The 14,293-nt window shown below is 58.5% G+C and carries 12 protein-coding genes; 5 read left to right on the forward strand and 7 right to left on the reverse strand.

Translation table 11 applies throughout. From position 1 onward, the window contains the following. Positions 1 to 3: 3 nt before the first annotated feature. The 6 genes from ligD to kaiC all read right to left on the reverse strand — a co-directional run bounded on the left by ligD (position 4) and on the right by kaiC (position 9,474). Positions 4 to 1,875 (reverse strand): DNA ligase D, encoded by a 1,872-nt coding sequence (ligD, locus tag ACVW16_RS00455; protein WP_456705409.1) that lies wholly within the window; start codon positions 1,873 to 1,875, stop codon positions 4 to 6. 697 nt (positions 1,876 to 2,572) lie between these two features. Further along, the gene (locus ACVW16_RS00460; protein WP_456705408.1) at positions 2,573 to 2,974 is read right to left on the reverse strand and encodes an amidohydrolase family protein; all 402 of its coding nucleotides are present in this window, start codon (positions 2,972 to 2,974) and stop codon (positions 2,573 to 2,575) included. 179 nt (positions 2,975 to 3,153) lie between these two features. Further along, complete coding sequence (locus ACVW16_RS00465; RefSeq protein ID WP_456802174.1) at positions 3,154 to 5,721, reverse strand: PAS domain-containing protein; 2,568 nt, start codon at positions 5,719 to 5,721, stop codon at positions 3,154 to 3,156. Positions 5,722 to 6,001: 280 nt separating this feature from the next. Further along, positions 6,002 to 7,489, reverse strand: a complete 1,488-nt coding sequence (locus ACVW16_RS00470) for a sensor histidine kinase (RefSeq protein WP_456739134.1) — start codon at positions 7,487 to 7,489, stop codon at positions 6,002 to 6,004. Next, on the reverse strand, positions 7,489 to 7,776 hold the full coding sequence (locus ACVW16_RS00475) for a circadian clock KaiB family protein (RefSeq protein WP_456705405.1): 288 nt from the start codon (positions 7,774 to 7,776) through the stop codon (positions 7,489 to 7,491). Before ACVW16_RS00475 ends, ACVW16_RS00470 begins: the two co-directional genes overlap by 1 nt. Before the next feature lie 3 nt (positions 7,777 to 7,779). Further along, positions 7,780 to 9,474 (reverse strand): circadian clock protein KaiC, encoded by a 1,695-nt coding sequence (gene kaiC / locus ACVW16_RS00480; RefSeq protein WP_456705404.1) that lies wholly within the window; start codon positions 9,472 to 9,474, stop codon positions 7,780 to 7,782. 416 nt (positions 9,475 to 9,890) lie between these two features. Between kaiC and ACVW16_RS00485 the strand changes: the two genes are divergently transcribed. The 4 genes from ACVW16_RS00485 to ACVW16_RS00500 all read left to right on the forward strand — a co-directional run bounded on the left by ACVW16_RS00485 (position 9,891) and on the right by ACVW16_RS00500 (position 13,099). Next, positions 9,891 to 10,199 (forward strand): hypothetical protein, encoded by a 309-nt coding sequence (locus tag ACVW16_RS00485; protein ID WP_456705403.1) that lies wholly within the window; start codon positions 9,891 to 9,893, stop codon positions 10,197 to 10,199. Positions 10,200 to 10,221: 22 nt separating this feature from the next. Next, positions 10,222 to 10,440 carry a PRC-barrel domain containing protein gene (locus ACVW16_RS00490; protein ID WP_456705402.1) on the forward strand — a complete coding sequence of 73 codons (219 nt, stop codon included), beginning with the start codon at positions 10,222 to 10,224 and terminating at the stop codon, positions 10,438 to 10,440. A gap of 1,672 nt (positions 10,441 to 12,112) precedes the next feature. Further along, positions 12,113 to 12,376 carry a hypothetical protein gene (locus ACVW16_RS00495; protein WP_456705401.1) on the forward strand — a complete coding sequence of 88 codons (264 nt, stop codon included), beginning with the start codon at positions 12,113 to 12,115 and terminating at the stop codon, positions 12,374 to 12,376. Positions 12,377 to 12,490: 114 nt separating this feature from the next. Continuing rightward, positions 12,491 to 13,099, forward strand: a complete 609-nt coding sequence (locus ACVW16_RS00500; protein WP_456705400.1) for a hypothetical protein — start codon at positions 12,491 to 12,493, stop codon at positions 13,097 to 13,099. Between the two features lie 288 nt (positions 13,100 to 13,387). On the opposite strand, the gene ACVW16_RS00505 is transcribed toward ACVW16_RS00500, so the two are convergent. After that, entirely contained in the window at positions 13,388 to 13,615 is a 228-nt protein-coding gene (locus ACVW16_RS00505; RefSeq protein ID WP_456705399.1) for a hypothetical protein, read from the reverse strand. A 201-nt stretch (positions 13,616 to 13,816) separates the two neighbouring features. On the opposite strand from ACVW16_RS00505, the gene ACVW16_RS00510 reads away from it, so the two are divergent. Continuing rightward, on the forward strand, positions 13,817 to 14,035 hold the full coding sequence (locus ACVW16_RS00510) for a hypothetical protein (protein WP_456705398.1): 219 nt from the start codon (positions 13,817 to 13,819) through the stop codon (positions 14,033 to 14,035). Positions 14,036 to 14,293: the final 258 nt, after the last annotated feature.

A 14,293-nucleotide genomic window follows, 5' to 3' on the forward strand; every position in this document is an offset into this window, starting at 1 on the left:
CGATCAGTCCTTGAAGTAATGGGTCCGCTGCGCGAGTGATCTCGTCCTCGAAAGCCGCGGCGATGCGTTCTTCGCCCGGAGCGGGCTCTCCATTGTGAACGCGTCCGGCCTGATCCCATTTTCGATGCGTGTCCAGGTTACAGGTGCAGCAATCGGAAATCCGTGGCGCGCCCGCGGCGAATAGGTGCCGATCGCGGTAGTGCCGCGTCCGTTGCGCAGATAATCGAGGAAGATCCGGTTGCTGCGATTTGCCTGCGCCGAAAGGGTGTAGCGATTGGGATTGCGCGCCGCGAACTCGGAGCAAAGTCCGCGCGCGATGCGATGCGCCTGATCGTGCAGTATTGGCTCATTGAGCGGCGCCATCAGATGAACACCCTTGCCCCCGGTCAGCTTGGGCCAGGTGTCAAGCCCTTCGCGCTTCATCAGCGCGCGCAGCTCAAGCGCGGCTTCAGTAAGGACCTTCCATTCAACGCCCTCGCCAGGGTCGAGGTCGATGACGATGCGATCAGCGTGCTCGAAGTCCTCCACGGTTGAATTCCACGGGTGCAGCTCGACGACGCCCATCTGCACCAGTCCGAGAAAGCCATCAAGGGTGTTGACCCACAAGCGCGTGCCTTCGCCACCCTCGCGCTTCCGAATGCGAAGCTGATGCACGCCCCCCGGAATCTCGTTCGGAAGCGGCCCCTTGTGGTAAAAGGTCGTGCCGTGCACGTGCCGCACGAGCTTGAGCGGGCGGTGGCCGAGATGCGGCAGTGCTTTCTTCCAAACTCGCTTCCAATAATACGTCAACTGTTCCTTGGAGGGCACGACCGCGTCGGGAAGAAGCTGGAGGATGTTTTCCTTGGGCACGCCGAGCTTTGGCCGTCCGACAGAGGAGGGCACAAGCCGGGGGGCTTTGACCTTCCGCAATGCCAGATCGTCTCGAAGCCCTTTGAAGACTGCTTCGCGGAGCAGGCCGTCATCTGTGATCGCGCCATACTCCACTTCGACATCCATCGCCGGTTCGACCCAAGTCGCCTTCGGCTTTTTGATCCGGACATCGAGGGCCGATGTCCGCCGGATTAGCGGATCCAGCCGCTCGCGCAGTTCGCGCGCGCTCGTTTCCGTGTACCCGGTCCGAACCTTGCCCGCGTAGACGAGCCTGCCGTTCTGGCGCCGCCCGACGTAGAGCGAGGCGATCTTGCGCGGATGTGCTCCCAGTTTTTCCACGAACGCGACGATCGGAAACGTCTCGCTCTTCTTACATTTGAGCTTGATCCAGGTCTCCTGCCGGCCCGAGCGGTAGGGCCGACCGAACCGCTTGGCGACGAGGCCTTCCAAGCCGAGCTTGCAGCCGTTGGCGAAGATCTCGTCTCCATCGGCCTCGAGAGCCTCGACGTAGATGAAGGTGTGCGGAGCGTCCTTCAGAAGCTCCTGCAGTAGACGCTTGCGATCCTCATATGCCGCGTCGCGCAGATCGTAACCGTCGAGGTACAGGAGATCGAAGGCGTGATAGCGCACACGCTCGCTGCGTTTGGGGCCGAGCTCGCGCCGGAGCTGCTGGAAATCGGACAGGCCGCTGCTGCCGTAGACGACCGCCTCACCGTCGATGATCGCGCTCTTCGCCTTCAGCTTATGAGCCGCGGCTGCGATCGAGGAAAACTGCTCGGTCCAATCGAGCCCCGTGCGAGAATAGACGGTGACAACCCGATCCTGAAGATGCAGTTGCGCGCGGTATCCGTCGGCTTTGATCTCGTAGGCCCAATCCCTCCCGCGTGGCGCATGCTCGCGCAACGTGGGATCACACGGCTCTACGTAACCTGGAATAGCAGCTTTGCGGGCGCCAGCGACGCGCCATACTCCCGAACCAGACTGACGCAACGCCACGGCACACATGCGGACTCAACGCCGTCAAGCTGATTCGTTCCCTGGTGTTCGAGGGTTTTGGCAGAACCGCGTTGCTAGGGCCGCTCGTCGGCCGGTGGCACGTTGGGCCTTGTCGCGTCTAGCCGCCTGTCGCGAAGCCGGGCGTCGGGCTCGCCTATGCGCTTGTATGGGACAAGGGTCCGTTCTGACGCTTGCAGTCCCGAGACACGCTTGCCGACGAGTGCGCGCCATGTCCCCTGGAACCACCAAGGAGAGATGAATTTTGGTCGGGTATCGAACTTTGCGGGCGCATAAAGCCCGATCCGGCGATCATCTTCCCGACCGTTGAGGATGGCCTGGCAGGCGTGAAGTTCATCGATGCGGTGAAGTCCTCGGCACGCAAAGGCGTCTGGGTCCGGATGACGCAGCTGTCGATGCGTCGGTCATGAGCATCAGGGAATCGTGCCGATGACGATGACACGCTTGAGAAATATTGATTCGGGAATCCTATAAAGCACGGCAAAATCAAGAATCTGCCAAAGTAGTGCTAGTCCTTTACTCATAGACTGGCCGCGCGATCCACCGATAAGTGCGCCGCCTTGCGGCAGCGCAATATGTCGTGACGGGATAATCCTATGCCGGCGCTGACCATCTCTCTTTTCAAGCGTCAGACTTACGATCGCCTCCGCCTATCGAGGAGGACCACGGGAAACCATTTCTCCGCCTTTCATAACCATTGGATCGACCGTGTGTTGGCGATGTTGTTCAAAGGATTGGTCGTAAGCAGTACGAGATCAGCCACTCTTCCCGGCTCGATCAAGCCAACGTCCCTCGAGCGCAGTGCGCGGGCGGCGTTCTCGCCAGACACCTGGGATGGCGAAAGCCCGGCTGCCACTAGCAACTCAAACTCCTGATGAAGGCTTTCGCCCGGAATTATCCAAGGGTTGGTCAAATCGGTTCCGGTCGTTAGCAACGCGCCAGAATCTCGCATGATGCGCACGAGAGCCTGCAATTTGGAGTAGGCTGCAGGGTCCAACAGAGGAACACCAGATGCAAGCGGCTGCCGACTACGATGGCGAGGCGGCCTCCGGGGCCTTGAGCTTGGAAGAGGAGGGCGACAAGGGACCACGATTGGCCGGGTCCAAGTGGTTCGTATATCGAAACGGGCAATCCCTTAGTCTCGTGAGCCATCCCACCGCGCGTCATTAGTGCCACGGCTGTAGCCGAGCGGTATAAGAGCCCGGCATGCGCATGCCGGCACTTGCGCGAGCGAAGCTAGTTCTCGAAAAAGTGTTTGCGTGCTGGAAGCTATTTGCTGCTTTTGCTGGTCGCAATTGGTGTCAGAGCTGCAAGGCAGGTCATCAGTTCGTCTCTTCGAAATGGCTTCGTCAACCTAGGCAGGTCCGATTCGATTCCTTCCACTTCTGAATAACCTGAAATGATCAAGACCGGAGTGTCAGGAGAGGTCGCGCGAATTGTGCGCGCCAACTCAGCGCCGCTCATGCCAGACATGAGATGATCCGTCACGATCAAGTCGATGGGAGTTTTATCTCTCACCACTTCGAGTGCCTGCTCGGCCGATGTCACCTCGATGACGCGATAGCCAAGATCGACGAGCATATCCGAGGTGCTTAAGCGAACGAACTCCTCATCATCCACTAGCAATGCCGTGCCACGGCCTCGTACTGAGTGGGCATCGCGCGCGATACTACGTACTTTTGGCACAGATTCGGTTTGAGGCAGCCACAGCTCGATGTTGGTACCGAGGCCCAGCTTGCTATTGACTATCAATGCACCGCCGAGCTGGGAAGCTAGACCGTGGACCATGCTGAGGCCCAAGCCAGTGCCCTTCCCTAGGCCCTTGGTAGAGAAGAACGGTTCGACCGCTCGAGCGAGCGTTGCCTCGTCCATTCCGACCCCAGTGTCAGCCACGGAAATTCGAACGTATTCGCCGGGCGGTACCTTCCGGTCTGCCTCCAACTGAGTATCTGCTGACGCGGCTATCCGCAGCGTGCCTCCATTCGGCATAGCGTCGCGAGCATTCACTGCCAGATTTAGAAGAGCCATTTCCAGCTGGTTCTGGTCCGCCTTGGCCGGCGGCAGGTTATCTTTTACGTCGACTACGACTTTGATCTGTGGCCCCGTCGTGCTCGACATGAGCTCAGCCATGTTCTCAACCAGCTTGGAGACGTCAACCGCAACCGGTTGGAGCGGCTGACGCCGAGCAAAGGCGAGCAGCCGCTGGACAAGCACCTTCGCTCGCTCCGCCGATTGCGCGGCACCGGCGATCAGGCGCTTTTCACGATCACCACCTACCTCGCGGCGCTGCAGCATATCGAGCGCGCCGACGATCGGCGTAAGCAGATTATTAAAATCGTGGGCAACGCCTCCGGTGAGCTGCCCCATCGCCTCCATCTTCTGGCTTTGACGTAATGCTTCTCGGGCAACTTCGAGTTCAGCTTCGCGGGATTTAGTGACGCTGAGATCGCGACCAACTGCGATGAAGTTTTCACCGTCTGCCTCCGGCGCGACAGTCCACTCAATATGCTTCCAGCCGCCTTGCACGGTTGCGATACGATTTTCGAACCGGCTCGGCTGACGCGTCTTAGCCATCCGAGCAATCGCGGCCAGCGTAGATTGCCGGTCATCTGGATGCATGAAAGTCGAGTAGCCACGTGCAAGGAGCTCCGCTTCTCTCCATCCCAGTATTTGCGTCCAAGCAGGGCTCACCGCAGACATCATGCCGGCGTAGTCGGCGCGCGCGAGCATGTCCTGAGAGAGATTCCAGAGGCGGTCGCGCTCTGCCGAACGGGCCGCAACCTGAGCTGCCAGTGTTTCGTTCAACTGCCGCAAGCGGCCCTCGCTCAGTCTTAGCTCATGCTCTGCTGCGCGCCTGGCTATCGCGGCGTGCGTGCGCTCTGCAAAGTCGCGAACGAGAGTAACTTCCTCGACGCTCCAAACGCGCGGTACCGGCGAATGAATAAACATTTGGCCGACGATGCGGCCATTCTCCATAATGGGTAAATCGAGATGCGCTCTGATTCCAAGCGCTCGAAATGCATCTGCATTCGCGGCGGTGCGCGGATCCTTCTGAACATCTGTGTTCGTAACCACGCGGCCCTGCCGTAGATCGTCGATATACGAGCCATAATCTGAAAATTGATGAAGGCCGGCAAGATTATCGTATCCAGGGGCGAACCAGTTCCTTTCAACCAAAGTAGTTCCGGCTTCATGATCAATCGTGCCATACCCGACTCGCGAAGCCCCTAACGCCTTGCCCAACAGCTCAGACGCTGTAAACGAGATGTCTGCGGTGTCCGCAACGTTGCGCAGGCGCTCGTCGAGTTGCAAAAGTGCATCGCGCCGACGCGCTGCCAGGACCTGGCTCGTCGTCTCGGCGACGGCACAGAACATCCCGGCGACGTGACCTCTCTCATCGCGAACCGGCGAGTAAGAAAAGGTAAACCAAGTGTCCTCGTTGTGGCCGTGCCTGTTCATTGTGAGGGGCAGGTCCTCACGGTAGGTCGCCTCACCCGCCATGGCGGCGTCGATTAACGGCGAAATGTCAGGCCAGATTTCTGACCAAATGTCGAAGAAACGAGCGCCAAGTGCGCGCGGGTGCTTGGCACCGAGGATTTCCGCGTACGCGTCGTTGTAGAGAAATCCAAGCTGTTCGCCCCATGCGACGAACATTGGAAACTTGGAATTGAGTAAAAGACCGACGACTGACCGCAAAGACTGCGGCCAATTTTCCGGGTGACCAAGTGGTGAATTCGACCAGTCGTGAGCGCGCATAAGCGCCCCGACGGTGCCGCCACCGTTCAGAAAGTTGAATTGTCCGGTCCAGTCGGCTGTTCCGGACATCCAATCGGCCATATGCCCTCACTGTCGGAAAAGTTGACCCGTCGCGGAAACGATGACGGGAAGAATGCATCCAAATCATACCCAACGCGAGAGGTCTTTGATTGCAGCATTGCAGCAATTACTCAAAATTAGCCAACGGAGGTACGCGATTGAGATTGTTTGGTCGTACTTCTCCTCTGGCGTTCCCGGAGACAGGGACGCGTGATCTCACAGACAACGAAAAGATTCGATGCGAGACGATTTGCAGCCGGCTCGGCGAGACCACTAGAAACGCACGTTGAACCACATAAAGCTAATGCGAATGGAAATGGCCGTACTTCGGGATTACGATCTGGCAGACTACTCCGCTGTGCCGGTATTCGAGCTTTGTCCCTCCGCTCGGTCCACTGCCGAGGCTGCGGGAGATGAGGGTCTGGCCAAAGCCGGATGAGGTCGGCGGCGTCACCAACGGGCCGTCGCGCTCCTCCCATTCGATCTGCAAAGCACCGTCGTCGAGCAGGCCGATCCGCCGCACTGACAGCTTGCCGGATCGGCTCGAAAGCGCGCCGTATTTCACCGCGTTAGTCGTCAATTCGTGGAACACCAGCCCCAGGGAGACGGCTGTCTTGGAATCGATGGAAATGTCCAATCCTTCCATCGTGATGCGTCCGCCGGATAGCGTCGCATACGGCGCAAGCTCGACCCGAAGCACATCTTTGATCTGCAGGTTTTCCCAGGAGGCATTGGATAGCAGTGTGTGGGTGGCCGCCAGCGCCTGGATGCGGCCCGAGAAGGATTTCTGAAAGTCCTCGATCGTGCGTTCGTGGGATGCGGTACGCGCGGAAATCGCCAGCACCATCGCGAGCGTATTTTTAACGCGGTGGTCGAGCTCACCCATCAGAAGGGCCTGGCGGCGCTCGGCGGCTTTGCGTTGCGAGAGGTCGATCAACGTCACCACGCAGCCTTGCGTCCGATCGCCGGTGACGACGAGCGGCGCGGCGCTGATCATGACGTCTGTGACGTCGGCTGTCGACGTCTTCACGGCGGCTTCGAGGCCCTGCACGGGCGTGCCGCTCGCCGCCATTGCCACGATATCGGCACCCGACATCAACTCGGATGCATCGGCAAAACTCAGCTCGATCGCCTCCCCGAATGGCCTTCCGATCGGAGCCTCGGCGCAGATCCGCTCGGCGGCAGCATTAATGTGCGTCACCCGGCCAGCGCGGTCGCAGACGATGACGGCCTCGTTGGCGGAAGCGAGAACCGACCGCGCCAACCGCTCCGATTCCTTGGCTGCAGCGATTTGTTCACGCTCGCTAATATCCGTAAAGGTAATCGCGACGCCGCTCACAATGCCAAAATCGATCGGGGCTCCAGTGAGAAGAAAGCTGCGATCGCTGTCGCCGACGCGAACGTGGATTTCAGATGATTGCCGCTCCTTCAGCGCTTGCGTGAGAAGGCGGCGGAACATGGTCTGATTGACGGCGTCGAGCATGCCGAGCAGTGCTTGTCCCGACAATGCGCCGGCGAGACGGTCTAGCAACACGCACAGCGCCTGGTTGGCATAGAGCAATTGTCCCTCGGCATCGAAAGCGGCGGCGCCGATGTCCATCGCCTCCATGAAGGTGCGGTAGGACTGCCCGTCGCCTTCAAGAGTGAAGACCTGTTCGGTAGTCCCCCCCTTGATGACGACGGCGTCGATTTCGCCCTCGCGTATGGCCCGGAGCGTCTCCTCGGCTTCGTAAAGCCGAGCCTCGAGTTCGTCCCGGGTCAACGCAGATACGAGCGATACCACCGTCATTATTCCTCAACGGACAGGTGAACTAGAACCTTCTGAGTGTCGGAAAGGTCCCCGATAATCTTGCGGATGGGGACTGGAAGCTCTTTAACCAGGGTCGGGATCGCTACGATTCCGTGTTCGCGAGCGAGCTGCGGCTGCTTCTTGAGATCAACGACCTCAACCCTGTACTTGCCAGCAAGGTGCTCCGAGCAGATCTTTTCGAGGTTGCGGATCGCGGCGAGCGACTTGGGTGTCTCGCCTGCGACATAGAGGACGAGCTTGACGGGATCTTTGCTTGATGCGGTCATGACTTAGCCCTGTTTCGTCTTGCCAGGGAGGTCCAGTCCCCGCCCGCGTGCTATTTCTGCCGCGTCTTCCCGGCTCTGTCTGAGATAAACGTCTTCAGCCTTCGTCATTCGTTTGAGCTCGGACTCGTCGGCATCGATATCGGCCCTGAGCGCCTCGATCTGGGCGAGCGCGCGTCGTCGTCGCTGGCCGATCTGGTCCTGGACCCGCGCGACCTCGGCCAGCCGACCGACTTCGGCCCGTCGCGCGCGAGCCTCCTCGTTACGCCGCGCCGACCCGGTCAACGCGCCGCCTTCGCCGAGATAGGGTTCAAGCAGATGGATGCCGTCGTTCGACATGACGAACTCGCGCACCTGATTAGAATGCGAGATGCCTCGTGCTTTCAGCAGGTAAAGTTCGCGGTTGAACTCGCCGTTCGCCTCTCGGTTGAGCAGCAGGATCCAGCCATCCATTAAAGACGACAACCCGGCATCGGTCTCGGCCTGCTGGACATGTGCCAGGTGGGTGAACACGGCCGTGATACCATTGGACTTGAGAAAATCGACGATGCGCAGCAGCATCGCCTGTACCTCGCTGATCTCTGCGGAACCGGTGAAGGCGGAGATCGGATCGAGCACGACAAGCTGTGGTTTGAACTTTCCGACCTCGCGCAACATGATCGCAAGGTGCATTTCGAGCGAGTAGAATGTCGGTCGCGTCGCGATATAGCGCATCTGCCCGTTCTTCAGCCATTTGTCGAGATTGGTGCCGATCGACCTCATGTTGCGGACGGTCTGCGCCTCGGACTCCTCGAAGGAGAGATAGAGCGCGTGCTCGCCGCGCTTGCAGGCAGCGTCAGCCATCATGCAGGCGAGCGAGCTTTTGCCGGAGCCGGCGACGCCGGTGAGTAGGATGCTGCTGCCGCGGTAGAAGCCGCCGCCGGTCAGCATGGCGTCTAGGTCGGGCACGCCGGTTGAGATGCGCTCGTCGAACACCTGGTGGCCGAGGCCGAGGGAGGAGACCGGCAGGACCGAGAAGCCATCCTCGTCGATCAGGAACGGATATTCGTTTGTACCGTGTGCCGTGCCGCGATATTTGACGATGCGCAAGCGCCGCGTCGAGATCTGCTTCTCGACGCGGTGATCGAGCAGGATCACACAGTCGGAGACGTATTCTTCCAGACCTTGCCTGGTCAGGCTACCGTCCCCACGTTCACCAGTGATAACGGCCGTCAGACCTTTCTGCTTGAGCCAGTCGAACAAGCGGCGGATTTCGGCGCGCAAGATGGCCGGGTTTGAGAAAGCCGAGAACAGGCTCTCAATCGTATCGAGCACGATGCGCTTTGCGCCGATCTGGTCCACAGCAAATTCAAGGCGCAGAAAGAGGGCTTCGAGATCGTAATCGCCGATCTCGGCGACTTCTGACGGGTCGATTGCAATGTGCTCGATAACGATCTTGGATTGGTCGATTAGGCTCTGCAGGTCAAAACCGAGCGAGTCGACGTTCGCGACGATATCGACCGGTCGCTCCTCGAAGGTCACAAAGACGCCCGGCTCGTCGTGTTGCCGCGCGCCATTGAAGAGAAATGTCGAGGCAAAAAGCGTCTTGCCGCAGCCCGCCGAACCGCAAACCAAGGTCGGGCGCCCGGAGGGAAGGCCACCTAGTGTCAACTCATCGAAGCCGTCAATACCAGTAAGAGACTTGGATATTCCTTCAGTCATGCCCCGGTTCCAGAACTTGTCCAATCCCGTTGTAGTTCGTGGGAACTGAGCTGCCCAGTCCTAAAAGTGCGAATATTTCACCGGTCCAGGCGGAACTAAATTCGACATACGAGATGGCCGTGGAGGCGCTCTACCCCGGCTGCGGACAATCAGAGCAGACGGAAGATCTCCCTCTCGAACGCGACAATGTCTTCGTGGGATTTGTTTGCGCCGCAGGAGCAGGATCGGCTCCCTCTCGTCCGCGTCGTCTTCGCCTTCGGGTCAATAGAGTGCTTCAAGCCGGCAATCCATTCGCGTTCTTAAGCACGGATGCGGAGCGATCGGCCCAGCCACTTCTTACCGATCCGAATCGTCACTGGAACTCATCTGCGCACCCAAAAGTTCTATTCGCTTAGGCCAGAAGGAGGCCGAGACCAGTGACTATCTTGCGACAAGCCATCGACAAACTCGGTCCGTATCAGTCACTCACGCTGCTAGCCGTGCCGGTCTGTCTGGTTGAGCCTTTGAAGCTAATAGCTGTAGCGGTAGCGAGCGAGGGCCACTGGATCACCGGCACAGCCATGATCATCGCAGCGTATGCCGCCAGCCTACTCATTGTGGAACGACTGTTCGCGGCAGTGAAGCCAAAGCTGCTGAAGCTTAATTGGTTTGCGAAGCTCTGGGCTTGGCTCATTGTCATACGATACCAGCTCGCACGTCCGTTTCCGAGCACGTCGGCTTCGTGACCCTTATGTCATTGTTACGCGCATGACCACGTCGAGCACTGGTGAGGAAAGAGCCGTTAGCATCCTCCGGGAGCTGCACGCTGCCGAGGACGAGTTGATCGGGAAGACTGTCGTCATGACTGACGGCAAAGCTGGAACGATTGATCATGTCTATCTCGACGAAGTGCACGGTCTTCGCATTTCAATCGCTGGGCACGACGGCGAATGGCCGATTTCAACCGTCAAGCTCATCCAGAACTGATGGCTGGAGCACCATCTTCACCGACAAAACAGCCCGCTGGTTGTTTGGGTGGCCGAGAGTTCGCTAGGGTCAAACTCGACACGAACTCAAAGTGAGCATAGCGCGTCCGCTTTCAGGCACATCGCGACCACACGGTCGGCACTTAGTGATTAAGCTGCCTCCTTTATTGCCCGAGTTTTCCGGGACGGGACGGTGGACACGCGAGGCCAACATCCCAGACAAGTCCAATAAGAAACAGACTGGATGGACCACCAGGCTCGGCAGGGGAACGGAGGCCTATTCGGCCTCTTGCGGGAGGCCGGTTGGCTGGGGCGCCGGAAGAACTCGACCGGATCCACCTCCAGTGTAAGGCCGTATGTCCGGGTCTGCCGATGAGGTGGCTCGCCCTACACTGCGCGTCCGAGGGTTGCTCGGGCGGACCGAGCCGATCCTAGGACGAGCCGTGGCAAATTATAGGGAAGCATTCGTCGGAATCGATGTGGCCAAGCTGAGAAATGCCGTCGCGAGTGCGGACGCAGGCGGGGAGGGGGAGTTCGGTTCTTCGGTGAGGTTGATGCTTCGGCCACCAACATGCGCCGCGTCTTAGAACGGATCTCCAAGCGGGTTGACCGCGTCCACTTCTGTTAAGAAGCCGGCCCAGTTCCCGAGGCGCGATGGGATAAGTTGCAAGCCATTGCAAGAGGCGTTTTCGCGAAGCACCGTTGGCAACAGTCTTTGCCGCTTTCGTTCTCGGTCTAGTGATCGGCGAGCGCCGTTGAGCCAGTTGCTCCTTCGGCCGCTTAACGACAGCTCCCAAGATTGCCGAGCGACGGCGTACACTCGTTGCCGCTTATCGCTGGTGTCCCAGACCGAGGCTGAGCGCCAATGCATTCTGTCTTAAAGATCCTTTCGCTCCACTTCATCAGCTTCGTCAACTTAGCGACGAGCGTACGAGATTGTGAACGAGCCTTGAGAAGCTTGATGTCCGCTGCCGCAACGAACCAAGGTTCAATCATGCACTTTCGATGCCCGATGGCGTTCACGTTCACTTGGCTTACAAGTCAGCCTGCTCCTGGGAACTGATACTTTTTCCTTCGTGTCCCTTGGCGAAGATTCGGCTATCAAGAGTGCCAAACGGACCGTCTAGACTCCTTGATTCTAAAATTGACGACGCGACACAATGCTCGGACCGGATCCTGAGGTTTCTTAGGAGGCGCTCCCTACAGCTTTTACCACCGATCTACGACCTTGACTTGTGGCTCCGCGGCTCCCTCCGATCTGCCATAAGCCTTCTGAACTACGCCTTCCTGAATTGCGGTCCGTATCTCTTTTGCGGCCTTCAGGGCGCGACGCATGAATGGGTCTTCGCTCTCTCGGCTGAACGTCAGTAGCTTGTTGCAATGCTGGCAGTTAATCTGCGAGCCTTCCCGCACTTTGCCGACCTTCTCACGAAAGACTTGTCTGCAAGCGGGACACCGAACCTTAACCCTGTCTTCCATCGCAAATCTCCGGAATCTGTGAACCCTTGTTCTCGAATACTTTGAGAGCCAAACCTAAGCACTCCTATGATTGATGGTTTGTTTCGCCCACAGTTCTCCAGGTCTGAAACGTCAAATTTGACGGGATCTTGCAACGGCACTTCAGGAGCGCTTCGATAGTTTGAGGGTGAACAGCAAAATTAGAAAGGGACAAGATGCACTATCCGTTGGATCATGGCTTACCTCTTGTGCAGCTGAAGGAACGTCGTCGAGAAATGGTCGTCTCACTTCAAAATCGGATCGATCTGGTCGATGGCGTTGAATTGAGGTTACTCGCGGAACTCCAGCAGGCAATCGTTGCTATCGAGAGCGTGATTGCTGACCTCGACTGCGAGCAGGAAGTCGTCTTCGCCGCCGATCATCAAGTTCGCGCGATTCTGCCGTTCGGCAGGCGTGCAGCGGTTCACTCTCCGATCTGACGCCGCTACCGACGAGGGCGTCGGCCCGCCCGCGGAAGGCGGCTCTAGGACTTAACGGACCGTTAGCGAGACTGAAGTAGGCTTAGGCTCGGCAGCCGTTCGGGTCCGCAAGCAATGGAATTTCAGAGTGTAACACCCGCTGTTGTAGCAGCGATCCGGCAGCGTGATCTCCTGAACACATGGCTGCGTCTGTACTTGCACAATGAGGACGACCTTCCCGCCGTTTCCGAGTACGAACCCGGTCGCCTCAAGGAAGAAGCCGACGATCTCGTTTATTATTCTGTCGAAGGGTCCTGCACGCCGCCCGTGGTAACGATACGGAGCGAGGGAACTCGTATGTCGAGTGCTTATGGCGCGATTGGTAAAGGCCGCCGACTAGATGAGTACGTTGGCCCCCGGTTGGCGGCGTCTGTGATGCCAGTTTATCACCTATGCATCGAGCGGCGGCGGCCAGTATACACCGTCTCTCACCTGAAGGACGACGAAGGTCGCGAGGTGGAGTACGAGAGATTACTCCTGCCGTTTGGGCATGGCAGCACGGTGACTGACATCATCGCTTCGCTCAAAACCATCAGCATTGAAGGACGTTTCGAGCTTAGAGACCTGATGAAGCGTACCGAGATCGTAACTGCCCCGGCCGTGCGGGCCGTGATCGACCGCGAGCTCTCTAACGCGCGGCCCTATCGCTCGTCAGCGTGGGCGGATGATCTCGTATTCGAGTGATTAAGGCGTCGCTGCGTGCTTGAAAGCTTCGAGGAAAGTCGACCTTCAGGGGAGCGTGGGCCCGAAAGGCGGCGACGGGGATCGCGGCGATCGAAGCTTTCGTCGTACTTCGGAAACCGGAGGAGCGGCCGTCCTCTTGGGCGACCACTCCTCCAACTCTCTTAATGCATATGAATGAGCCAATAGCCGGCGCCACCGACGACGATAACGGCGGGAACTGCCCACAGCAAAAGAACAGGCATCGGTCTTACTCCTCAACAAGTGACTGCGGGTGGTACTGCAGCAAGATCACTGCTCGGTACAAACCTTCGTGGTCTTGACTGCACCTTCGGCTTCAGTCCGGGTCTTGAACGTCGTGTCCCCGACAACGGTCGTGGTCGTCGTCGTGGGCTTGGTGTCGACGATCGTGCACTTCTTGGTGGTTGCATCACGCACGATGTAGAACCCTTCTGCCTTCGCTACCTGAGTGCCAAAGGCAAGAGCAGCAAACGCGCCGCAGATAATGAGCTTCTTCATTGGGTAGTTCTCCTCCTAGTCAAGCAACGAAGAACCAATCCGTCCGCGTTGCTCAACGTTCCGATCCATTGGCTCGAGGAGCGGCTCGCGTGCTGTTAAGGTTACTCCAATTCCTGTCGCGAGCCGGCAGGTGAGAGCAGCTTAACTACGTTAAAATTCGCAGGCGTTTCAATAGGAACGAAGCATTGCGAACTCCCTTTGATGGGCATGAACGATCACGCTCAACTCGCGACCGCGATGCTGGTCCTTTTCTTCACCGCGATAGCCTTGGTCTGGGGCCAGCTGTACTTAGAGCGAGCCACCACGACGCGAGAGCAAGCCACACTGCAAATCGGCAAGAGGATTTCGCAGTCCTCGCCGATCGCCGTTTCGGGATTGCGCGGTGAAGCAGCGAACATTTCTTCTGCGCTCTCGCGCTGACGACCTCATGATCGTTCTGCGCCTTTGGTGAGCGACGTCCTGCGACATGGTCAAGACGCGCCAAGCGCACCTTGTTTTGCTCTTCCCGGAGCTATGGACGTCGACAGCTAATTACAGCTTGGCCTTAAGGGCTTCTTGCCTGGCGGTTGTGATTCTGTAATGCCGGGATGTCAATCGGCGTTCGGCTGCGACCCACTATCGGCATCCAAAAGGGAGTCCTTTGATCGGCGCGCTCTGTTGGTAGCGCTCGGGTCGTCG

Source organism: Bradyrhizobium sp. USDA 4474 (assembly GCF_054057515.1).

Excerpts from the sequence above, each read along its gene's own strand:
- ligD (WP_456705409.1), bottom strand. The coding sequence starts at position 1,875 with ATGTGTGCCGTGGCGTTGCGTCAGTCTGGTTCGGGAGTATGGCGCGTC.
- ACVW16_RS00475 (WP_456705405.1), bottom strand. The coding sequence starts at position 7,776 with ATGACCGCATCAAGCAAAGATCCCGTCAAGCTCGTCCTCTATGTCGCA.
- kaiC (WP_456705404.1), bottom strand. The coding sequence starts at position 9,474 with ATGACTGAAGGAATATCCAAGTCTCTTACTGGTATTGACGGCTTCGAT.
- ACVW16_RS00510 (WP_456705398.1), top strand. The coding sequence starts at position 13,817 with ATGGGCATGAACGATCACGCTCAACTCGCGACCGCGATGCTGGTCCTT.
- ACVW16_RS00495 (WP_456705401.1), top strand. The coding sequence starts at position 12,113 with ATGCACTATCCGTTGGATCATGGCTTACCTCTTGTGCAGCTGAAGGAA.
- ACVW16_RS00500 (WP_456705400.1), top strand. The coding sequence starts at position 12,491 with ATGGAATTTCAGAGTGTAACACCCGCTGTTGTAGCAGCGATCCGGCAG.
- ACVW16_RS00490 (WP_456705402.1), top strand. The coding sequence starts at position 10,222 with ATGACCACGTCGAGCACTGGTGAGGAAAGAGCCGTTAGCATCCTCCGG.
- ACVW16_RS00470 (WP_456739134.1), bottom strand. The coding sequence starts at position 7,489 with ATGACGGTGGTATCGCTCGTATCTGCGTTGACCCGGGACGAACTCGAG.
- ACVW16_RS00465 (WP_456802174.1), bottom strand. The coding sequence starts at position 5,721 with ATGGCCGATTGGATGTCCGGAACAGCCGACTGGACCGGACAATTCAAC.
- ACVW16_RS00505 (WP_456705399.1), bottom strand. The coding sequence starts at position 13,615 with ATGAAGAAGCTCATTATCTGCGGCGCGTTTGCTGCTCTTGCCTTTGGC.